The sequence below is a fragment of the Paenibacillus chungangensis genome (assembly GCF_042675905.1).
Taxonomy (GTDB): domain Bacteria; phylum Bacillota; class Bacilli; order Paenibacillales; family Paenibacillaceae; genus Pristimantibacillus; species Pristimantibacillus chungangensis.
The window spans coordinates 12,778-35,535 of record NZ_JBHTJZ010000033.1 but is presented as its reverse complement, the minus strand read 5'-3'; the positions used below and the strand labels follow the sequence as shown (position 1 = coordinate 35,535).

The window sequence follows — 22,758 nt, the reverse complement described above, 5'->3', positions numbered from 1 at the left end:
GTTTCGACTGTACAAGTTAATCAACTGACGACACAGGCAGTGTAAAGCAAATGGCGGTTCCTTCTTTCACACGACTCTCCGCCCAAGCTTCTCCTTGATGTCCGTGAACAATTTGCTTCACAATTGCCAACCCAAGTCCCGTTCCACTCGGCGTCAATGAGGAGGAAGCCCGCTGCTCTTTATAAAACCGTTCAAAAATATAGGGCAGTTCCTCCTCAGAGATGCCTACGCCATTATCCTGCACCCGAATAAGCAGCCGGTACGAATCAAGCATTGACGCTTCAACGATGATTTTCCCGCTTCCCGGTATCGTGTGCTTCACCGCATTGGAAATCACATTGGTGAACACTTGATCCATACGTTCAAGATCAATCTCACTGACATAATGAGCACACGAGTCAGGCAATCCCCCTCGTTCAAACTGCCTTTTGGCTTGCATAACGGCGAATTCGCAATGAGCAAACACCCGATTCATCCATGTATCCAGACGAATTTTTTTGCGATTAAAACTGGCCTGGTCCGCCTCCAATTTGGATAAGTCAAATAAATCGTCAATCAATCGATTCAACACGTTCATTTTGTCCATCACCAGTTGTTGGTAATGTGCGTCGTTATTATCAATCAACCCTTCCTGCAAAGACTGTATATAGCTGTGAACGAGGGTTACAGGACCTCCCAGCTCATGTGCGATGTTCGCCAACAGTTCTCTCCTCGAAGCCGAGAGGGCCAGCAGTTTCTCATGGCTTCGATTGAGCTCCTGATTGACGGATGCAAGCGCCTGTGTCCGCTCCTCGACTTTCTCTTCCAGGTGAAGATTCAACTGAATCAATTGTTGATTTAACGTTTTCGCACGCACCAGCGTCTGCACTCGCGACAGCAACTCTTGCTTGTCGCACGGTTTCACCAAGTAATCATTCGCGCCCGCCTCGAAGGCCGCAAGCTTATCCTGCAGCTGATTTCTCGCCGTCAACATCAAGATCGGCAATTCCATCAATGAATAGGTTTGACGCAACCGTCGGCATACTTCATAGCCGGACAGATCCGGCATCATAATATCCAGAATGAGCAGATCTACCTCTTGCTCGGCGAGTTTGCTGAACACGTCTCCCCCCCGGAACACCGCTCGAACTTCATACCCTTGAAGCGCAAGCTGATTCGTCAACACTTGGATGTTCACAGGTTCATCGTCCGCGATCATAACAATGGGCCGTTTGTTAGCTTCAGGAGCAGCCAAAGGCATCATTTCCAGTGGTTTCGACAGGATCAATTCCGACGTTCCTTTGATCACGACGGCCTCTGTTAATATTTCTTCGCTTGTCGCCGCTTCCTCACTTCCCGCTTCTCCCGTATCGCAGACCTGCAGTGTAACGCAAAAGGTCGAGCCTGCTCCCTCCTGCGATTCAACCTCCAATTTCCCTTCGTGCAACTCAATCAGCCGTTTCGCGATACTGAGACCGATCCCAGCTCCCCCCTCCTTTCTGTCTAGTGAATCGTCTCCTTGTTGATAGGGTTGAAAAATCCGTTCCATCTTGTCTGCGGCAATGCCTCGTCCTGTATCCGATACTTTGATCATCAACCCATCCGCTGTATGCTGTGCCGCAATGACAATTTCACCTTCATCCGTATACTTGATCGCATTGCCAATCAAATTATAAAAAATTTGTTGGAGTCGGTTTTCATCCCCCCACACAAGCGGCAGCTCAGCATCAAGCTGATACCGCAATGAAATCGGCTTATGCTCCAACGAGGGCATGGAAATCGCACACACGAGATGAATAACCGCCCTTACATCAACTGGCTTGTACTGCAGCGTAAGCGAGTTGTGTTTCAACTGGGAAAAATCGAGAATATCGTTTAGTAAATGCGTCAGCCTTTGCCCGCTATTGATGATCATCGACAACTGTTCTTTCATTTCTGCTGTCGCCTTTCCCGCAATTCCGTCTTGCAGCGACTCCGCAATCCCGATCATGCCGTATAACGGCGTCCGCAACTCATGGGAGGTCACGGCCAGGAATTCGTCTTTCAACTTGTCTGCTTCTTCCAGATTCTGAATCAATAGCATCTGGCTTTCTTGCGCTTTGTACTCCGCCGCTTCCTTCTCTCTGCGGATAATGTTGATCTTGTCAGCCAAAGCGAGGGATGACAAGACGACTTCCACTGTTAACGAAGCTTGCCCTGCGTATTCCAGCCACGACGAGTAGGGAAAGACGACCGTTCTTTGCAAGATCGTCAGCGTTACTCCAGTTAAAAAGATGAGCCAGCCGGCGATGTAAAACCGCGCTTGCCGCGCACCGCGATTCAAGCAGACAAAAGCGGTGACTAGCACCGTGACAAAGGTAGACATCGCCGCCAACACCATTACATATTGCGCCGTATAATGGGTAACGAATTCAATAGTAGGAGAAGAGAGCAATAAAACAAGAACGATACTGTTCAGTGAAATCAGCCCGTACATCCATTTCTTAAAGGAAGGAATGTACTGATCAGCCTCCAAAAAACTTCTGGTGAACATGAGAATAAAAATGCATGCCAGTGCCACCCAAAATGACGGCGCTAATTTATTCCACACCGGCTGATCCGGCCACAAATACTGAAAACCGAGACCATTGATCGACAATTTCCCCATCAACGTACACGTAATGGCCACCACATAATAAAGATAGCTCCTAATCCGCAAACTGATATACAGAAACAGATTATAGATGATCATGACCAGTACGATACCATAAAAAATTCCGAGAAGTGTTGATTCCTGCCCGGTTTTCCCGATAAACGCTTCAGGGTTCCATATGTTGATCGGCGGATGCAAATCACCTCCGCCTACAGCGAACGCATAATAGGTTCTCGTCTCTCCAGGCTCAATCTGCAGATCATACACAAAATGACGATGATCGATTTTCCTTTGTTCGAACCGATAATCAACGCCACCGTTATGAAGTTCCTCCACCCCCGATTCACTGACCGTATAAATCCGGAGTTCATGAATCAGAGGGAACGCAAATTCCAACAGCCATTCATGCTTATCGGTTTGGTTGGTCACATCAAAACGAACCCAGGTCGCCATTTCAAAAAAACCTGGGAGTTGCTTTATCTCATCGACCGGGAGAAACTGTGCGGATAGCGGTTCGGAGATCACTTCCTGAACCGTCCATTGCCTGGATTGGTCTTTCATCATCTCAATGGCCGGATACACATCCACTTTTTCAGTCGTCTCATCCAGAACGAGCGGTGCAAGTTGATTTCCGTTTGCCTCACTCGGCAATAGAAACAGGAAGCAAAGAAAAAGCATGATGATGAAGCGAATGTTGACCTTCCGCCGAAACACTAAAGCCCCCCTTTCAATTCGCAAAGAAGTATCCAAACCCACGAGCGGTTTTAATGCGTTCCGGCTTTGCTGGATTCCGTTCCAGCTTGCGCCGCAAACTTCCGATATGCACTTTCACCGTGTCGAGATTCCCGGTCGCTTCCAGACTCCATATTCGATCATACAGCTGCTCATGACTCCATACTTGATTCGGACGTTTCGCCAATTGAATCAACAGTTCCATCTCTTTTGCCGTCAACATCTTACGTTCGCCATTCAAAGAACATGTGTAACAATTAAGATCGATTTCCAACTCGCCATATTGCAAGCGATTTAACTCTTTCTCAAATTGTTGCGTTTGATAACGTCGGAGATTGGCCCCAATACGAGCTTCCAACTCCGCAAAGTCGAAAGGCTTGGTGAGATAATCATCGCCGCCCAGTTCGAAGCACTTCACTTTATCGCACGTACTGCGGCGAACACTGAGAAAGATGATCGGGACTGTCCGTCTTTTACGAATCTCCTGACACACTTCAAACCCGTTTTTCTCCGGCATCTCAATATCTAGCAAAATCAGTTGCGGATCTGCTTCATCCAATTGCTCCAACGCCTGCCCACCGTTTTCAACTGTAATCACCGCATAACCTTTTTTATTTAAATACATGCTCGTTAATTCCCGAATGCCCGCTTCATCTTCCACAATCATGATTGTTGCGCTCTCCAATTTCGTATCCCCTCCTCGTTCTGTCGTTTTAAAGCTCTCTTTTAGAAGTTGAAATTTCACATCATCATACCTTCTTATCCCAAGTTTGAATACTATACTGAAGTATAATTTTAGCTCCATATAAATAAGTCACACAGCCAACAGGATGCTGGCTGTGTGACTTGTTTAAGTGATTCCCCCACAAAAAAACTGCCATATGGCAGTCAAAGAAATAGCATTCAGGCATATCAGTTTTTTCCTTATCAAACTCTCCAATGATCAGCACGCCACCGGGTAATCTCACGTTTTATCGCATCAGGCGCCATGCCCTCTGAAGCAGCACGACGGCAAAGCGTAAGAAACTCATCATCTTCCGCGAACCGCAGTGCAATTACTTGCCTCAACTGCAATTTGTCATCAAGGGGCTGGCCCGTTAATTGGATATGCCGAAAATTCACTTCATTCCAGATGATTCGATCCTGAAGCTTCAACGCATTAATTCGCACTAGCATTCCTAGAATAAGGATACCTATGGATGTAAGCAAGAACAGGAAGGCAGGAAAGCTCCCCTTACTCGTAATGACATAAACAATGGATAGAATCAATAAAATCAGTGCTAACGGCATTAAAATGTAATGTTGCAAAGGGGTTATTTTCTTATGGTTTTGATAGTTCTGAGTTGGATTGCTTTTCATCAAATTCACCTTTCCTCCGTTTTATAATGGCTCGAACGCTTCATAAATGGAACTCTCCACTTCACTATAATCAATGACTTCTGTCAGCTCACCTGTCACGATCAAACGATCAGAGCCATCTGCGCTGTAACATGTGACGAGGGTTAACAACGTTTTATCTTCCACATCATCAATGACATCGACACGTTCAGGCATAACGACTTGACGGTGAACCATCTTGTATTTATATACCTTGTCCTTATTCGTAATATACATTTCATCGTCCGCTTTTACATACTTTAATGAGCCAAACAAAATGTCCGGATTTCGAGAGTTATGAGCGGCAATGGCATAATTGCCCTCCCCCATCGCTTGCTCAGGCTTCATAGTTGCACTGGCTGCTTTTAAATTCTCATTGGTTGCTCCATACAAGATTGGCAAGTTAATATCTACACTAGGTATGTAAATTCCACCTATCACATTCTCAGTTTGGATCGTTGCTTTCTCATCAAGAAACCCCAGACTTTCCACTTCCGAGAAATCAAAAGCCTCCACTTTCACTTGCTCATACTGTACATGCAGCTTCTCCATATTTTGCTTGATCCCTTCGGCACCCAGACTCGTTTGATACAAGGTGTCCAAATGTTTGGGAGTGACCCAGTAGTCCATAATTGGTTTGTAAGCAATCAAACCTCCACCTATCAGGAGCAGCATAATGGAAAGGACATTATAGAAGCGATTTCGACTCCTATTCTTCATTTTTCTTCCCTCTCTATTTTAAACTACTATGCAAGTATCATTATTATGTCTTATTAATCAATTATTCTATTGAATTATAGTCTCGAATATTCACTACGTCAAGTTTATAACCTTCCCTTTAATATCGCTCTCAAAGAACAAGCTGCTCAATTGAATAATTGAACATCTTCATGTACACTATAAAAAAACAACTTTTATTTTTTAATGATCGGTTCAATAACGAAGGGAGCTTATATGATGAATTGGAATGAAATTACGACTATTCAAGAGTGGAATGAAATGATGCAAAAGTCATCTGAACGGGGACAAGTTATTCTCAAGCATAGTACAACTTGTCCCGTGAGTTCTAATGCACTGCAAGAGTTTGAGCAGTATTTGAAAGATAAACCGAATGAAAACCTGGATTATGTGATGGTCAAAGTCATCGAATCTCGACCGGTATCCAACCAAATAGCAGAAGATTTGAATGTGAAGCACGAATCTCCGCAAGTCATTTACGTAAAGGATAAATCAAAATATTGGGCCGCCTCGCATTGGTCTGTTACAAAGGCGCATATGAGCGCTGTGCTAGATTAATCTTTTCAAAAAATCGAGGTCATTCATATGATTGATAACATGCTGGACTCCGCGAATATCCTGAAAGAGGAACTGTATAGACAAGTGTCTAGAATCGGAAAGTGCCTGTCGAGCGATAAGCGTTTGGAAATTCTGACTCTGTTGTCTCAAGGATCCAAAACGGTAGAAAAGCTAGCTGCTTCTTCAGGTATGCATTTTGCAAATGTCTCTCGTCATCTTCAGGTTCTATTGGATGCTCGACTTGTCAAATTCACGAAGAAAGGCACCCATGTCATTTATTCATTGGCCGATCCTGCCATTGTGGATTTACTAGCTTCTTTGTGGAGGATCAGTGAGAAGCAACTTCCAGATATCGCAAAGCTTAAAAATGATTTTTTGCATAACCTGGATCATATTCAAACTCTAACGATGGATGAAGTCATGGAGAAATTAAATACAGAATCTATCCTACTATTGGATGTACGTCCGAAAGAAGAATTTGAGATCAGCCATATTGAAGGCGCGATATCTGTACCGATAGAGGAATTAGAGCATTATATGCATGAATTGCCTAAGGAGGCCGAAATAATTGCTTATTGCAGAGGTCCACTCTGTGTCTACGCTGCAATCGCCGCACAAAAATTGCAGTCTAAAGGATTCACGGCCTATCGGATGGATGAGGGATTGAATGAATGGCAGGAACATTTTGCTCTCTAGAATGACGAGTCCATCTCTTTGAAAATTGAAATCTCGCTCATGCTCTGGACATGAGCGAGATAGGTCGGCTTAAGAAGATCGCCTCTCCAACCTGTTCATCTAGGTGGTCGGCGATCTTCTTCACGTTCCGGCACACTCCACAGATACCTTACGTAAGATTCAAGCCATGACTTACTTTATGGTTCCAGCATACGGTTGACGATGAAGGCCAGTTCATACAGTCCAATCATGCCATCCCCGTCCAGATCATACTCCGGCTTCCATCCGGCATCGCCTTCGCTCTTGCCGTAGTGTACGGCCGCAATTCCAACATCACCAATATCGATGACGCCATCGCCGTTCAAATTGCCGGTATCGCTTGTAATGATATAGCTCTGGAACACTGCAACCGCATCATCCAAGCTCTCTTTGGCGAGCATAATCTGCGACGATGTTGCAGCAGGATCATCCGCTTGGGCCGTCGCGTTGACAATCGCATCAAGCAGCGCCGAATGAGCGTACGCCGGATACTGGCCATCCTGGATACCGACAACCGCTGTCTCCGCGACAGCCTGTGCCGCGGCAATCGAGGCAATCAATGCGGATTTGTCCGCATTGATTTGCACCGACAGCTTCGCACTTGTCAGGTTAGCCAGCTGCGTTCCCCCGCTTCCATCTGCCAGAGCGGCTTTCGTGAGTTCGATCTCACCGAACCCCGCCTCCCCTGTGGCAGTGAACACAATATCGAGCATGGGAGCGTCGCCGTTCATCGTGCTGTCTTCACCGGGATGCACAAGGATGTATCGCACCGCAGCCGCTGCCGGTTCGTGATATACGGACTGGATGACCGTCTGGGCATTCGCGGGCACCGCATTCTGATAGACGAACAGCTCAGGATTATAAGTGATGGTGACATCCTGTGCCGATATATTGACCATATTTGACAAGTCGTATTGCACAGTGAATGTTTCGTTCGCATCGACCGAATCCGGGCCAATAAGGCTTGCGGATGCTTCGTTTGGCGGTGGATCGGATGAGTAGCTTGCCTCGAATTCGATCAGCCGCGCAATTTTATCATTTGTATTGGCAGAGGAGCCGCCCCAGGACGGTTTTGTAATGTTCATTCTCATGGCCGTTGTTTGAATCGGCGTGAATGAGATGTCATTATGCTGACCGTCATACCCGTCCTTCTCGTTATCTGTAACGGAAGCAAGCACTTTCCACTCCGAATCTTCCCAATATTCAATCGTGAAATCTCGAATATGCCAATTGCTTCCTCCAACGTTTCCGCTCCATATTTTGACCCGGTTGATCATCTGAGGAACGGCCCAATCAAGTTGGAAGAAATGATTCATAGTAGTGGCTTGCGACAACCAACGGGTATGCAATCTGCCGTCAACGGCATTTTCCTTCACATGTGTTCCATCTGTGGAATCGACAGTTAATTGAGCCAATTGCGCCACGTTATTGACTATGATCGGACCGAACATGCCGGAAGGCTCCGATGTGCCGCTTGCATTTTTCGCCTTAACCTGATAGTAGTATGGCATTCCGCTATTTGCCGAAGCGTCTTTGAACGGTATTTCGGATGCCAAGACATTCGAACCTACCACCGTCCAGGGGCCACCGGGATCGGTCGCCCGTTCCACATCATACGATTCCGCCCATTTCACCTTCCCCCATGTTATGGATGATACGGATTCGAACGGATACAAGACGGGTGCAATGGGAACAGGAAGCACGCTGGACGCCATCACCGGACCTATCATGTTGGAGGGTTCGGAAATACCGGCTGTATTAACGGCCTTGATTCTGTAATAATACATCTCCCCTTCAATGAAGTCTGCATCTTGATAGGGTACGAACGGAATATCACTGTCCAGCACATTGTCGCCTACAACGGCCCATGGACCGTTCGGATTCGTCGCTCGTTCGATCCTATACGTTTCGGCTCCTGCCGATCCTCTCCACCATATTCCAAGAACCGATTCGATCGGCAGCAAGCTAGGTGCATCCGGGATTTCTCTCGGCGGCACAGAGAGGCCGCGTATCTCGTATGCCTTTGCACGAATCAACTGCATGACAGCCGTTTCATCGTAAGTATCCCCCGAAGGAAATCCCGGCCAACGATAATCTCCGTTGTAAAATCCGCCGTCCTTGTTATGGAATTTCAGCGTCCACAGCATAGCGCCCGATGTCCCGTTCTGGATCACTTCATTGAACAGATTGGTGAAGTTCGACGTAGTTGAGCCTCCGAACTCGCCGATTATAAGTGCTTTCTTTCCTCTGCTCAACGCTCTGTCGGCTTCGGCTCGCACAGCGTAGTCGGCGCCTCCGCCCTCATAATAATGGTTGGAGACGATATCGATATTGGGATCATCCAGTGAAGCCGCAGAAATGCCATAGTGACCGTCCATGACGAGATGATTTGGATCTACGCTTTTGATGTAGGCAGCCATTTCGCTTGTCCAGTCGTCTGGAGCATATAGCTCGTTCCCCGTTTCCCACGCGAGAATCGCTTTGTCGTCTTTATACTTGACTCCCGTATACGTATTCGTACGGTTCAACACATAGTTGACCAAGTGCTTGTAATCTTCCTTCAGCTCAGGGTCTGTATAGAATTCGTCCTTGGTCTTGCCTCGCAGTGCTGCGAAATGTTTCACCCCACCGACATGATCCCATGTATCGATAAAGGGAATGATCACACGTATTCCGTATTGATTAGCCAGCTTCAGCACGTAATCCAGATCCATGAAGTAATCCTCGTCATAATCTCTCCACCCGTTAATATGCCTCTTCTCGCTTCCGAACGCAATACTGCCTTTAATCGTAAAGGTATACAACCGAGTTGCAGTTGCGCCCATCTGCTGCAGCGACTTGAACACATCCTCCTGTTCCCAAGGATCGGCGCGATGCCATTCCGGAGCGGGGATATAGGTCAGATTGGAGCTGTTTATGGAGATAAATCGGAATTCGGACAAGCCGTCCATCAATTTGTCGCCGCTCCGGGTAACAAAATTGTTGAGCCCTGAGGAGGAATCGGCGAACACTTCCATTTCCGCAAGCCGGGCGATTTTGTCCTCCGGGCCGTAAGAGCCGCCCCAGCTCGGCTTTGTAATATGAAGCCTCAGTTTGGAAGCGGTTACCGCTTCGAAGACGAAGTGATTGTAAAGCCCGAGGTTATTGTCCTTGTCATTGTCAACAACGGATGCAATGGTGATCCAGTCGGCCCCGTTCCAATAATCCAGCGTGTAATCGCGAATATGCCAATTGTGATTGCCTGTTCCCACATTGCCGCTCCAGACTTTAACTTCATGGAAAGACTGCGGATTTCCCCAAGTCATCTCGAAAGTATGTTCATATGTAGTATCTCCAGATACCCACCGCGATGACTTGCTTCCGTCCACAGCCAGATTTGCCGTATTGCCTTCGGTTACCGAATCAACTTGAAGCTCGGCGGACCCGGCAATATTGACCAATACGGCCGATTGTTCCGCTTCCGCAATTAAACCGCTTACAGGAAACAGACTGGATATTAGCAATAAGGTCAATAACAAAACGATTGTTTTATTGCCGCCCATCATCTGCCCCCTTCCCTGCCTCACCATTTTTGAACAATTCCACATGGCGTAACCTCCTGATTTTTTAATGTTGTGCATGTTCATCATGGAGGGCCATTCAGCAGAATACAATCATACAATTGTAAGATGGCTATAAAATAATGGAAAATCAAGTAGATGACGAGACTTCATGTCCTTTTTATTCGCTTGAACCTTTATTTCTGCTCCACGACAATTCCCTGTATTCCGTAGGAGTGATCCCCATGGTCAGCCTGAACACTTTCGTGAAATAGCTTTTACTGTTGAATCCGACTCTCTCGCCAATGTCCGCCACTTTTATTTGGGTTTCGACGAGCATTTTTTTCGCTTGTTCGATCCGATACTGATTTAAATAATCGATCATCGTTGTATTATAGCGCTTTTTAAACAATTGGCTAATATATTGACGGGTCACTCCTACATGCTCAGCTGCATCATCCATCGAGAAGTTGGAGGCGTAGTTGTCCGCAATATATTTTTTTATATGATCCACATAACTGTTTTTAATGAATTCGGTATAGTCTTCCCGTTGATCTTCTGTGAAAGATGTAAATTTTCTTATAAAAAACTGTTTAATGAAAGTAGAATTCATCATTCCCCTGGCTGTCATAAATTCATTAATCTCGTCAAGCAGCTTCACACTCTCATGCTCATATAACCGGATCAGCAAGGAGACGCATGTATAAAAATTGCTGTGGTATTCCGTCAAACTTCGATTTTCCGAGAACATCAAATTGATCAAATCGCTGCAAGTCGCTTCATCCTGTCGGCGAATAGCGATTTCCAATTCATCGAAAGTCGGATTCTTCGACTGATGAAATTGAATATCCATTGGCAACTTATTGTAGCAATAGACTTGAAGTTCCGGCGAATAGATCATTCCCATGTTAAAAGCATATAGCGCTTCGATGTATGAATTATTAATTTCTTCTATCTGATGGATGCCGCCTATACTTGCAATATAGTGCTCCATGATTAATGGATCAAGAGACGACACCAATTGAGTGGTAAAAGTGTCGATATCCTGATCTTTCAACCGAAATAAAACGACAAATTCTTTCTCGGAAGCAAAGAACAGGTCAATGTCTAACCACTGGCCCATGCTATTATTTACTTTCTCACGCATCTCCCGCTCTTCCACATTCAGGTTCATTTTGGCATTCATCGTAAAGATAACAACAACAAGTGGAGTGCGGTATTCTTGTAAATGCAGTTGAATGTCAGACCGATTGACAAATCTGTTCTCAATTAAATTGCGAATAAGAGTTTTCTTGAGCGATTGTTCACTTTTACTCAGGCGAGAATGCAATTGACTATTCGTTCGGATCACTTCATCAATGACGGAACTAATGAAATCAAACTCTCCCTGCGTACGATCCTTTCGATTAATCATTCCTGCAATTTGGGCAATGATATTTTTTACAGGTTCATAGAGCTGTCTCGCCAATAGCAATATAATCGCCAATATCAATAAAGTGACAAGCACGAACAGGCCCACCATTTTATTGCGTGTATCATAGACTCCACTATATAATTTTTTCACGTCTACTTCACAGACTAAATTCCACCCAATGGTTCCTAACGGATAGCTGTTTGTTTCAACCTGATCGCTCCGCTTTACGGTGCTCCTAAGTTGCATGTTCGGCACATCGCCTTTCCTATCATTTTTATCAAACACGATAGAGCCCGCTGCGTCTGATATGAAATAATGATAAGCGCTTTCATTTTTATTCAAGCCAAGCAGAAAATCGTTGTGAATTTTTCTCATATCGATATTGAAAATCAGGTAAGACTGATGTTCGTATAAGGGGAGTTTTGCGATCAGAGAAACAATGCTCTTCTCCTCCCCATTCTCCATCCAGCCTCTTGTCGGCGTCGCTTTGATTTGATAATTCGACATCCCTTCCGTATCGTCTCTCAGCCATTCATAAGGCGAATGATTCACTTCTTCCAGAACGCCATAATTGCCTACCAGCAAATAATCCATATCTTCATTGTAAAAGGCCACCTGATACAGGTAATGGCTATACTGGTTCTTATTGAAAAAACGGGACAAATCGTTCAAAATGGCTAGTCGATCCGAGTTTAATGTTGTTTTTGAATACTGTTTGTCCAGCATAGCAGAATAAAGCTCCCCCAATATAGACTCCAAGGTCTTCCCCATAGAAACACCCGTTTGGGCCAAATCATTTTCATTTTTTGAATGAATAAAATGAATGGACTGCTTTAAATACATGTTAATACTGTAAAACCCGGAAATGATAAATGGCGGTATTGATACTAGCAAAAGTATGATAACAATTTTCAGATGATAGGTTTTAAGCGAAAGTCTCCATACAGTCGGTCGTTTCAATATAGACATCTGCCTCCTTTATGATTAGTAGAAAACACCGCTTCGTTTGGTAAAGTGAGAGTGACGAGCAGCTCTACCAACAAGAAGAGGTGTTCCTACATTATTGTGCCAAATGTGCTGATGGTCAAGGGTAAACGGCTATCGCCGTCCTTTGGAGGCATTAGCTAGCAAGCCTTTACGTTGACTCTTTAAAATGGCATATACACGATTACAGAACTCACCGATCGATACATCTTCCCTCTCTTCGGACCTGTCAGGCAATGCCTCGCCACATAATTGTGCCGTTGCAACTCGAAGCCAATTAGTGTAGGTAACACGACTTAAATATGGATGCTCTTTCCAATAGGCTTCCGGTGATATCTCACTGTTATGAAACCGAGGTCCCATATCCGTTCCGGTTGGAAGCAGGCGGTCTGTAGCTGGCAATACAGGCATCCGTTGACCGCCTGGCAAGCTGCGAGCTTTAGCGAGTATTCCAGAGGCTTCGTGAATGCGAATTGGACGATCGCTTTCAGCCTTGTAGGTTGTAAAAACCCCTTTTGCCCCAAAATATTGGATGGCCTTTCCTTCATCACTCAGCGGATCGATATCTTCAAAAAATGTGATCAATTGGTTGTGGTCCAACAGTTCATCTTGCAAAAGATCGATGGGAATGTCCCTGAGCGGTAATTTACCTTCAATCGATAGATCGGCCGCAATACCCGCTGCGTATCCCAATTGCATCCAACAGGGCTCCATGCGTATCGTACCGAATCCCATATGCGTAGCAGACACCGCAACGGGGACCAAAAGTCCTTCCATTTGCCTCGGCACCATGACGCCGTATGGAATTTGATAAATTTCCGTAAGCCAGCCCAATCCGAGAAAGCCTTCCAAAGCGATGTTCTTTCCTTCAGGCTCTCGCTTTTGAACAGCATGGGAATCGATGGCATAAGCGCCAGTCGCGATACTGTCATAGTGAATCGGTGATCGACCCAAGCCAGGAGCAAGCCGAGCGTCATTTTCCGTAAACACGTATTCACCATGAATTCGTCTCCCTTCCCGCACGTAGATCTGTGGAGGAAAATGATCGGTATCGACAAACTCATCGGCTGCATACCCCCATCTTCCGGCATCTATTCGGAAGGCTGCGGGAAGCGCTTCGTCATTTTGAAGAAACCATAATAAGCCTTGCAAGTAAGTGCGATGGCGAGCAGCTATAGATCTCCTGACTTCTCCGCTCCCTTCCAAATAATCGCCGTTCTCATCGGGGAGGTCGCTGGAGCACATACAATAGTGATGATTATTGGCATCTGTCTTCCCGTTAGGGACCGGAAGAATGTTAAGTACATCGCGTATGGAGTTCACTCTGGAGGCCGCTACATCTTCCACCAGACTGATATAATCCTCACGTCTATACGCGTTCGGCTTGGTCACCTCTGCTTTGCGATCCTGCATATCCGTCAGGCAAAGTCGATAGTTATAGGCCTGAATCCGATGATCGCCTACTCCCGTGCTCCCAGGCAGCACTTCCTTCGTTTCATCGAAATTCATATATATTTTTCCCGCATATTCCTCATTCCAGACATCGCGCGATTCTCTTCCGCTCCAATAAGGGACCCCCGCCATAGCTGCAAGATCGCCTTCATACGTACAGTCAATAAACACGCTTGCTGACCGATGGAGGATGGGAAGTTGGTTTATCACTTTCACACGAATGGCTGTTAATCTATTATCCTCCATGGCGACGGACGCTATCTCATGCTCGCATTTGACCTCCAACAACTGTTCGACATCGGTCATTTCCCAGAATATCATGCGAGCGACCGACGGTTCGAAGTACATGCCTTTATTGCAATCCTTTACTTGACTTGAATGTAACCCGTAGCTTTCGGAATAATGCTTCAGCACCTTGTCGGCAAATTCCCGATAGATGGCGCCCGACGCTTTCAGATCATCAATATCGGTACGTCCTAACCCGCTTGTCATCATACCGCCGATATAGGCTGAAGGTTCCAGCAGGAGCGTCCTTCTCCCTTTTCTAGCAGTCGAAATAGCTGCGGCAATTCCTCCAGGTGTCGCTCCATATACGATTACATCGTAATCCTGACCCATGATTATCTTCTCCATTACTCCAAATTTTCGTTTTCATCAGCAATGTAAATGCAATACAATAAAGGCGATGAGCATGTATCAAGATAGGGAGTACGATCTCCATTGGTTACCAATATCACTCGTAATTCCACCGATACAAGTACATCCTTGTCAATACCTTGATGCTCTTTCCATCGAACCTGCCGGAAAAGACCGGGATTACTGCACATCACGCTTTCTTCTTCCGAATATCCCGGCAATACTCGTCCGGACGGATCCACAAGCTCGAACTTCAAGCCGCAGCCTTCCCGGAAACTGTCCATATCGAAATTCACATAAATTTTTCTTCCTCTTCCGGTAGCCTCTATCGCCTCCGTCTGGATGACAGCCGATTCGTCGGCATTTCTAATTCTGACATATCCGAAGGAATCACGTCTCCAATAAGCCAAACCAACGTCCCCCGCGGAATTATCAAAGCACATGCCATTCTGCCATGCCCCATAATATAAATAAGTAAAATCACCGGTGTTTACAAATGAATTGGCCGGTACCAACGAACCTCCGTCCCATTCGCCCTTTTCCCCTCTGCCAACAAATTTAAATCCAGGTATGGCCTCTCTGAAATGGATACCGTCATTGCTTAATATAAGGCCAAGATCCTCGGTCGTATCTTCCATTCCGCTGCCTGCCCTCGCAAATTTGGTCCCGGTTTTTGCTTCTATTTGATGAATTTGTCCATAGACGCCCAGGATCACATTTCCCCGATTCCAGAATCCGGCCGGAGTATGTACCTGCTCGGATATATCAGGCGGATTCATAAAATAATTGGCTCTGTGAAAAGCCACACATGGTTCCCCGGTCCAATTTTTGTAGTCCCTTGACCTGATCGTTCCCATAACCCGTCCTCCAGGATAGCCGCCCGGCAACTCAGGGGTATACAGAACAAACGAGGAATGGTAATAGCCGTTGAACTTGTATAAGGCGACGCCTCGATGTTTGGGATGCGCAACAACCTCCCAATGAATTCCATCCGGGCTAACTGCAACGAATGGCAGTGATTTTTCTCCTTTGAGGTTTTCAGAGAACATTTTGTATCTTTCCTCTGCCGGTATATCCTCGCCTTCATCTATCATGACAGCCGGCATCTCAACAGGATACTCGATATTGACAATATTATTGGACTTTGAGCCATTGTATTCGGCCAGTGAGAGATCAGGCTTCACCCAATGAATGCCGTCATCACTTTCCGCATAAAGCATTTTGAATGTCATCAGCATCCACTCTTGTACGGAACCCGCACCGCTGTACCACATCCTGAACTTCCCTTTGTCCCGCAGCACGGTTCCTCCCCACAGCCTTGCCCAGCGGGCATCGGGCTCGCCAGGCTTTCCCCGTCTCAGAACAGGATTTCCGGAATATTTGACCCCCTGAAGCAAGGTAAGGTCCACATTGGATCGGAAGGGTATCGCGTGATCGTCAAAAACAAACAACGTCTTCATTCATTTTTCTCTCCCCGTATTAGATTTCATCAACTGCGGTCCAGCAGCCAGATAGGGAAAGCCAGTGGAAAACGCTCTGATCGCTCTGCTGGTTGAACGGGGCCATCCCCATACCGTCCAAATAGGACTGAAGTCAAGTCTCTCCTTGACATTCCCATGAGATCTTGATGAGAAAGCCCCCATCCCCTTCCTTGGTTCTTGCATTCGATAAGTTTGCTTATCTTTCCAATAAACTTTTCCTTCTGGTTTATCCTGATCATCATTGGAGCTTCATCCATGATCCTACGTTTACTTGCCAGCTTTCTCTCCAATACATTGCCTAATACGCTCGATGTCAAGTAAGCATATCCGGTTATGGACGCAGTGTCTCCCAGACCTTGCAGTACAAAATGCAAAAGCGACTCAAGCGAGTTTTCATCGCCGCCCCCTTCGATCAGACCGGGCTTATTGACGGCTTGACTTACAACCAGATAGGCGGTGGGTATTCCATTGCGTACCGCAAGCAATGTCTTCATCTCAGGAAGAGTAAATAAGTATCGGTATTCTTTCGTCCTTCGCACAACATGACTAGCTTCCTTCTGATGCATGAACTGAATGCTTTCGAGCCATTCGGGATTTCTGGACAATTCCAGCTCTACAATTTCATCGCCATCATTTTTGAAGCGATGGACGTCATTCTTTTCGCATCTATATTGATATCCCTGATTTTGAACCGCGCAATAACCTGCAGATTCATAGAACGGGAAGGTTTCGACCTTTGTCCATAATACAGACAGCTCTATCCCCTTCCCATCCATCAGATTGATGCAATCCTGCAGGCATGTTGACGCATAACCCTTTCTTCTGTGATGGGGCGATGTTGCCGTTGGGGAGATGATCCCGACAGTCCATTCGCACCCCTCCAGTTCTATTTGCCGCGGAATAAAAGGGACAACTGATACAACCTGGTTGTCCGCCTTGATGATGCGCACATTGTCCAAGTTATGATCTTCATACACCAAAGGGTAATCGGTCAACACGCTTTGCTCGCTTCCGGAACGCATAATGCTGTCGACCAGTTGAATGACATCGGACAACTCCGTTCTTTCACAGGCTCGCGGACCGTCAATCGACTGATAGCTAATCATAATCTCCTCCTGCTTACTCAATCAAATTTGAAGGAATACAGATCAACGTCTTTCATAAAAAATCGCATGCGGATCGCTTGGCCAACCAAAGGAGAAACATCATATTTTCCGTTCCACGATACGATATAGTCCAATCTGTCACCGAAGATCTCGTCACATTCCTCCAGAGAATACCCTGGAATCGTCTTGCCGCTAATATCCTGCAGTTCAACTTTCATGCCTCCTACAGCTGACGTCGACACATTCAATGTCAGTTGTCCGCCCTCGAAGGTGAACGGTTTCGTTAATGTCTCATGGCCGACAGCATCGGCCCTAAGTGACATAAATCCGTCCTGGCGTATCGTATAGCGGCGAAGCAAGCATTGATCTTTCCAGTTGTTTTCGAACGCATACATTGAAATTTCGTTCGGTTCTCCCACCGTATCCGATTTCGTTTCCTGCATTCCGATCGTCAGGAAACAATCGCCATACACCCAGTTATGGTCGCTTGTGATGCCAGGCGTCAGATACGCGTCATCAGACCTTCTCCACCTTTTCCCGTCGCGACTTGACATCAGCAGACAATCCGTTATTGCCAATCCATAGCGAGGATGGTGCAGCATACGATTTTTGCGATGTTCCGGGTCCGACATTTGGTCAAAAGCGGGAGACCAATGTTTTCTCTCCACATACCGCGCCGGAAATCCCAGAAAAATATGCGGCGCTCTATAATATGGCGTTACTGCGCTTACATAGAGCGGAATATCGAGACCTCCTTCGAAATCAAGCAGCTCTGGTTCACTCCAGTTCTGGAAGTCGGTCGATTCACACCATCTGATATCGCGAATCCCTTCGCCTGTATCATCGACGGCATCCTCATTGGCTTCATCGCTTGTATCATCGACGGAAATTTTGTGGAAGTTGCGCACATACGCCCAATATTTCTGCCGCTCGGCATCCCAGAACGCCAAGTTCGAAGAGTCAAAGTTTCCGGGAACGGATAACGGCTCATCAGACATCGGCTTCCATTGATAGCCGTCCGCCGATTTAAATCTGTACAATTTTCTTCGCATGCTGTAATCGAACGGCACCTTCCTATTGGCTTCAATCGCTTTAAATCGTTCGTCGGGAGGGCAATGAGGATTGTCGTCTATGAACGGCACAAAGTTGTCCAGATCAGCCTTATACAGCACAATATTATTGTCCGTGCTCCCATTAACCTCTACAGCGCCTATAGATGGACGAGTCCAGTTGATGCCATCTTGGCTTTCGATGCAGCAGGCATATAACGGGTAGTTATCCCGATTTTCTTTAGTCGTGTAGTCCACCTTCCCATCCTCGCTATTTCGATGTGCGGCTATATAATAGAGAAGGTATTTGTCATTATCCTTGATCAGGACGGGGAATAAGTTGCCGTTCCCCTCGTGAGGAGCGTCAAAACGAAAACACACATCCCTTTTCACAGGTTTTTGCAGCATCAATCTCGCTGTTGTTGAATGAATCAAATCATCATCCAGAAATAGTTCTCTTCTTGAACCTATATTTTCTATCATGTTTAAGCACTCCTCAGTTTCATGATTTCGAGCTGCATACATCGCTTTGTATTTTTTTATCGTTACCCCTTGATCGATCCAACTACAATCCCCTTGACAAAGTACTTTTGAATAAATGGATAGACGCAAACGATTGGAAGGCTTGTAATTAATGTAGCCGCCGCTTTCACGCTTTCTTCAGGCAATCTCATAATCCGATCCAGGGTTTCGGTCGATTCGCCCTTATCGGAAACATCCAGGTTGGATATGATTTGCTTGAGAACCAGCTGCAGCGGGAATTTCGATTGGGAATCCAAGTAAATGGATGCCGGAAACCAGCTATTCCAATGCCACACCATATAAAACAAACCTATTGTGGCGATCGCGGGAAGAGAGATCGGAACGACAATTTTCCATAAAATATAGTACTCGGTTGCTCCGTCCATTTGAGCAGACTCTTCAATTTCATGCGGAATTTCCATAAAGAAGTTGCGAATCAGGAACATATACCAAGGGCTGATGAGAACGGGAACAATAAGCGACAAAAGCGAATCTTTAAGCCCCATTGCCGTTATCAGCAAATAATTCGGGATCAATCCTCCACTGAAGAACATGGTGATTAGAACGACGATCGTAATGAATTTACGATAAGGCAAATGCTTTTTTGACAAACCAAAGGCAAGCGAGCACGTAAAGCATAAGCAAAACAAAGTGCCAACTGAAGTAATGAACACACTAACGAACAATCCTTTATAAATAAAGGCGTTTTCTACGAGCAAATAATTGTAGGCATGAAATACAATCTCTTTCGGAAATAAGGTATAGCCTTCACTCATAATCGTCTCATTGGACATGAAGGACTGATTAATCAGGATAATGAATGGGAACACGATGAGCAATGAAAATACGATAAGCGCGGCGCCATTTATAAGATCGAATATTTTTAATTTCTTCATTTCACCAGATCCCTTCTTTACCCATCCGTTTCACGGCATAGTTGGTCACCAGCAAGAATATTAAACCTACCACATTCTTAAACATGCCTATCGCCGCCGCATAAGAAAAATTGCTGTTCAACAAGCCTTCACGATACACATACGTATCAATAATATCTCCGACACTGTACACGACAGGAGAGTACAACAGAACCACTTGTTCGAATCCCGCATTCAAAATGTCACCTACAGATAAAACGAGCGTAATCGTGATAATATGGGATATTCCCGGTAAACTGATGTGTATTGCCTGTTGCAATCGATTAGCTCCATCCATGCGCGCGCTTTCATATAATGCCGGATTGATGCCGGACAAAGCAGCCAAATATAGAATGCTCCCCCAGCCTACTTTGGCCCACATATCACTGGCTACAAGAATACTGCGAAAATAACCCGTTTCTCCTAAAAAAGCGATTGGTGTGCCGCCAAAAGCAGTAATAATCGTATTAATAGGTCCCGTCGTTTGGGCCAACATCGTCACTAGCATTCCTGTAATAATGACCCATGACAAAAAGTGCGGCAAATAGGATATCGTTTGCACCATTCTTTTGAATCCGTTATGAGTGACCTCATTGATCATAAGCGCCAAAATAATCGCTGCCGGAAAACCAAACAGTAGTTTGTAACCGCTAATCAGAAGCGTGTTCGTCAGAAGCCTGTTAAAGTAAAAGGAATTAAAAAAGGTTTGAAAGTGTCTTAATCCCACCCACTCAGGTTGAAAAATCATTTTCTGAAGGCCGCTGAATGGTTGAAAGTTCTGGAAAGAAATCACGACGCCAAACATCGGGATATAGTGGAATACAATAAAGTAAACGAATCCCGGCAATATAAGAAAATAGAGGTGCCTGTATTTCCGAAGATTATAAAAGAACGTACCGTTTCCGGACCTTTTCATCATTGTTCGCAATATAAAAACTCCTCAATAACTGATCAGCTCCACTTGCCTCCTATATGAGGCAAGTGAAAGCATGATCTTATATCGTTATTTTTTAAATGCGTTGAATTGAGCGTTGCGATCTTCTATCATTTGGTTGCCGCCAATTTCGTTCCATTTTGTTATGATCGTATCCCAATCGCTCAGAGGAACCTCTCCTAAAAACACTTTGACCTTCTGCTCCAACAAATAGGTGTCCAGGTCATTCAGTTTGGAGAAAGAGCTCCATTGCGATTTATCATAGACGACATTGTAATCAACGGCCTGAAAGCTTGGAAGCTGTTCGGTAAGATCCAATACCTTTCTATACTGGGACTCCAGCCAGCTATCCATGGTCCAAGGCGGAACACCTTCAAATTTGACATACGTAAATGGAGCGTACAAGTAATAGTACTTTGCTTTATTCCAATCGTTCTTGGCTTCGCCAATATATTCCGTCAACTCATTCGGTAATTTCTTATAACTTTCTCCTTCAATGCCCAATGTCGTTAATTCGAATCCTTCACGAGTTGCGGCAAAGTCGAAAAATTTCATGACCGCTTCCGGATTGCTGCTGCTTTTTGTAATGACAACAACACTAGGATCGACAGGGACCTTATCCAGTTTATTTATGCCCGATCCCTGCAGTAGAATAGGTACGTAATTGGCCTCCGGAACCGATTTGACCAGAACCTCCAATCCGCCGACGATCGTAGACGTATACCAGCCGGCAACCGAGCCTATCTTGTTATTGGCAATAGCTTTCACCCGACTGTCGCGTTTCGATAAAATCATTTCCGGCCAAATATATCCTTTATTGTTCCATTCCATAAATTTAGCCATCATGTCTTTGTATGCGGGATTCATTTCCGGAGGAAGCAGTTTTCCTTGCTCATCCTGCCACCATTCCATCCCTTGTTCCATGAAGAAGGGCCCAAATGCCCTTTCCAGCTCTTCAATGGTCCCGCCGTTGCCTGCATTCAGGGCATAAGTATCCTGTTTTCCGTTTTGATCCGGATCTGCATTTACAAATTGATCCATCACATTCTCATAATCTGCTATCGTTTTCGGCATAGGCAGATTTAAATTTTCCAACCAGTCTGTGCGAATTTGCAAGACATTAGGTGTCGTATTCTGAGGGATAGAGGGAATCCCTATTATTTTCCCGTCTACGGTAGCTTTATCCCATAAATCTGTCGGGATAGCCTTTTTCAAATTCTCCCCATGTTGATCGAGCAGATCATTGAGAGGCACAATGGCGTCATTTTTATATAGCTCCAGAGCCTTAGCCATTTGAGTTTTGAAATAATCCAGCTGTTGTCCGGACGACAACATGAGGTTAATCCGTTGGGACACTTCATCTCTAGTTGCCGGTAATATCGCATTCAGATCTACACCGAGCTTCTCCAGAATGATTTCATGAACCTTGTCTTGCACATCTCCCGGGCGATTGTTATTTACCGGATCATTGCTGACAAACACCAGTTTGACCGGTTTTGTTTCAACATCATCCGTTTCTTTTACTGATGTGGAGTTGTCTCCTTCCGAATTGTTTGCGCATGCTGCCAACAACAATAGTAGGATGCACATCACGATGCTGACCTTGCCTTTTTTTGAAAAATGCCTCATAGCCTTCCCCCCTGAATTTTTAATTGCGCTACACGTCTATCATGGAGAGTATTACGTCATAATACAATCGTACAATTGTAAGATGATTATAAAAAACTGTATATTTAAGCATAACAGCTAAATGGCAGGCATCTTATGACTCAATCGCCGAAGTATAATCAACCCCCTTGCCCAACGTTTAAGTATCGCTATATTGCTATCCGTTTCATGAAAAGCAAAAAGCTCATTAGATATCAATCTAATGAGCTTTCAGTTGTTAATGTGGTACCGGTAATGATAAACGAACCGCTTCCATCGTCCGAAGAAAGTTTTTAGCGGTTCAACTGAGTAGCTGCAACAATGACACTTACTTTGTCACTGCTGTATCT

At 45.4% G+C, this 22,758-nt stretch carries 15 protein-coding genes; 2 read left to right on the top strand and 13 right to left on the bottom strand.

The annotated features are described in order from the left end of the window. Nucleotides 1-16 precede the first annotated feature (16 nt). From ACFQ2I_RS17415 to ACFQ2I_RS17400, 4 genes are all read right to left on the bottom strand, one after another. Nucleotides 17-3,325 carry an ATP-binding protein gene (locus ACFQ2I_RS17415; protein ID WP_377566405.1) on the bottom strand — a complete coding sequence of 1,103 codons (3,309 nt, stop codon included), beginning with the start codon at nt 3,323-3,325 and terminating at the stop codon, nt 17-19. Between the two features lie 13 nt (nt 3,326-3,338). Further along, nucleotides 3,339-4,088 (bottom strand): response regulator transcription factor, encoded by a 750-nt coding sequence (locus ACFQ2I_RS17410; RefSeq protein ID WP_377566403.1) that lies wholly within the window; start codon nt 4,086-4,088, stop codon nt 3,339-3,341. Nucleotides 4,089-4,270: 182 nt separating this feature from the next. Beyond that, complete coding sequence (locus ACFQ2I_RS17405) at nt 4,271-4,702, bottom strand: DUF6526 family protein (protein WP_377566712.1); 432 nt, start codon at nt 4,700-4,702, stop codon at nt 4,271-4,273. A 21-nt stretch (nt 4,703-4,723) separates the two neighbouring features. After that, a complete protein-coding gene (locus ACFQ2I_RS17400) occupies nt 4,724-5,440 on the bottom strand; it encodes a class A sortase (RefSeq protein ID WP_377566401.1) in 717 nt (238 codons plus the stop codon). A gap of 237 nt (nt 5,441-5,677) precedes the next feature. Between ACFQ2I_RS17400 and ytxJ the strand changes: the two genes are divergently transcribed. Together ytxJ and ACFQ2I_RS17390 are read left to right on the top strand one after the other, a co-directional pair. After that, nucleotides 5,678-6,016, top strand: a complete 339-nt coding sequence (ytxJ, locus tag ACFQ2I_RS17395) for a bacillithiol system redox-active protein YtxJ (protein WP_377566399.1) — start codon at nt 5,678-5,680, stop codon at nt 6,014-6,016. Between the two features lie 27 nt (nt 6,017-6,043). After that, nucleotides 6,044-6,712 carry an ArsR/SmtB family transcription factor gene (locus ACFQ2I_RS17390; RefSeq protein ID WP_377566397.1) on the top strand — a complete coding sequence of 223 codons (669 nt, stop codon included), beginning with the start codon at nt 6,044-6,046 and terminating at the stop codon, nt 6,710-6,712. Between the two features lie 176 nt (nt 6,713-6,888). Here ACFQ2I_RS17390 and ACFQ2I_RS17385 read toward each other — a convergent pair whose 3' ends face one another. The 9 genes from ACFQ2I_RS17385 to ACFQ2I_RS17345 all read right to left on the bottom strand — a co-directional run bounded on the left by ACFQ2I_RS17385 (nt 6,889) and on the right by ACFQ2I_RS17345 (nt 22,390). Continuing rightward, nucleotides 6,889-10,317 carry a discoidin domain-containing protein gene (locus ACFQ2I_RS17385; protein WP_377566395.1) on the bottom strand — a complete coding sequence of 1,143 codons (3,429 nt, stop codon included), beginning with the start codon at nt 10,315-10,317 and terminating at the stop codon, nt 6,889-6,891. A 133-nt stretch (nt 10,318-10,450) separates the two neighbouring features. Then, on the bottom strand, nt 10,451-12,652 hold the full coding sequence (locus ACFQ2I_RS17380) for a helix-turn-helix transcriptional regulator (RefSeq protein WP_377566393.1): 2,202 nt from the start codon (nt 12,650-12,652) through the stop codon (nt 10,451-10,453). 129 nt (nt 12,653-12,781) lie between these two features. Beyond that, complete coding sequence (locus tag ACFQ2I_RS17375; RefSeq protein WP_377566391.1) at nt 12,782-14,737, bottom strand: FAD-dependent oxidoreductase; 1,956 nt, start codon at nt 14,735-14,737, stop codon at nt 12,782-12,784. Nucleotides 14,738-14,751: 14 nt separating this feature from the next. Continuing rightward, nucleotides 14,752-16,215 carry a hypothetical protein gene (locus ACFQ2I_RS17370; protein WP_377566389.1) on the bottom strand — a complete coding sequence of 488 codons (1,464 nt, stop codon included), beginning with the start codon at nt 16,213-16,215 and terminating at the stop codon, nt 14,752-14,754. Nucleotides 16,216-16,244: 29 nt separating this feature from the next. Next, nucleotides 16,245-17,342: a GNAT family N-acetyltransferase gene (locus tag ACFQ2I_RS17365; RefSeq protein WP_377566387.1), complete on the bottom strand. Its 1,098-nt coding sequence runs from the start codon at nt 17,340-17,342 to the stop codon at nt 16,245-16,247. 17 nt (nt 17,343-17,359) lie between these two features. Next, the gene (locus ACFQ2I_RS17360; protein ID WP_377566385.1) at nt 17,360-18,874 is read right to left on the bottom strand and encodes a hypothetical protein; all 1,515 of its coding nucleotides are present in this window, start codon (nt 18,872-18,874) and stop codon (nt 17,360-17,362) included. A gap of 62 nt (nt 18,875-18,936) precedes the next feature. Further along, the gene (locus tag ACFQ2I_RS17355) at nt 18,937-19,809 is read right to left on the bottom strand and encodes a carbohydrate ABC transporter permease (protein WP_377566383.1); all 873 of its coding nucleotides are present in this window, start codon (nt 19,807-19,809) and stop codon (nt 18,937-18,939) included. Between the two features lies 1 nt (nt 19,810). After that, nucleotides 19,811-20,746, bottom strand: a complete 936-nt coding sequence (locus ACFQ2I_RS17350) for an ABC transporter permease (RefSeq protein ID WP_377566711.1) — start codon at nt 20,744-20,746, stop codon at nt 19,811-19,813. A gap of 84 nt (nt 20,747-20,830) precedes the next feature. Beyond that, nucleotides 20,831-22,390, bottom strand: coding sequence for an extracellular solute-binding protein (locus ACFQ2I_RS17345; RefSeq protein WP_377566381.1), 1,560 nt, complete (start codon nt 22,388-22,390; stop codon nt 20,831-20,833). Nucleotides 22,391-22,758: the final 368 nt, after the last annotated feature.

Excerpts from the sequence above, each read along its gene's own strand:
- ACFQ2I_RS17405 (WP_377566712.1), bottom strand. The coding sequence starts at position 4,702 with ATGAAAAGCAATCCAACTCAGAACTATCAAAACCATAAGAAAATAACC.
- ACFQ2I_RS17400 (WP_377566401.1), bottom strand. The coding sequence starts at position 5,440 with ATGAAGAATAGGAGTCGAAATCGCTTCTATAATGTCCTTTCCATTATG.
- ytxJ (WP_377566399.1), top strand. The coding sequence starts at position 5,678 with ATGAATTGGAATGAAATTACGACTATTCAAGAGTGGAATGAAATGATG.
- ACFQ2I_RS17390 (WP_377566397.1), top strand. The coding sequence starts at position 6,044 with ATGATTGATAACATGCTGGACTCCGCGAATATCCTGAAAGAGGAACTG.
- ACFQ2I_RS17385 (WP_377566395.1), bottom strand. The coding sequence starts at position 10,317 with ATGTGGAATTGTTCAAAAATGGTGAGGCAGGGAAGGGGGCAGATGATG.
- ACFQ2I_RS17380 (WP_377566393.1), bottom strand. The coding sequence starts at position 12,652 with ATGTCTATATTGAAACGACCGACTGTATGGAGACTTTCGCTTAAAACC.
- ACFQ2I_RS17375 (WP_377566391.1), bottom strand. The coding sequence starts at position 14,737 with ATGGGTCAGGATTACGATGTAATCGTATATGGAGCGACACCTGGAGGA.
- ACFQ2I_RS17370 (WP_377566389.1), bottom strand. The coding sequence starts at position 16,215 with ATGAAGACGTTGTTTGTTTTTGACGATCACGCGATACCCTTCCGATCC.
- ACFQ2I_RS17365 (WP_377566387.1), bottom strand. The coding sequence starts at position 17,342 with ATGATTAGCTATCAGTCGATTGACGGTCCGCGAGCCTGTGAAAGAACG.
- ACFQ2I_RS17360 (WP_377566385.1), bottom strand. The coding sequence starts at position 18,874 with ATGATAGAAAATATAGGTTCAAGAAGAGAACTATTTCTGGATGATGAT.
- ACFQ2I_RS17355 (WP_377566383.1), bottom strand. The coding sequence starts at position 19,809 with ATGAAGAAATTAAAAATATTCGATCTTATAAATGGCGCCGCGCTTATC.
- ACFQ2I_RS17350 (WP_377566711.1), bottom strand. The coding sequence starts at position 20,746 with ATGATGAAAAGGTCCGGAAACGGTACGTTCTTTTATAATCTTCGGAAA.
- ACFQ2I_RS17345 (WP_377566381.1), bottom strand. The coding sequence starts at position 22,390 with ATGAGGCATTTTTCAAAAAAAGGCAAGGTCAGCATCGTGATGTGCATC.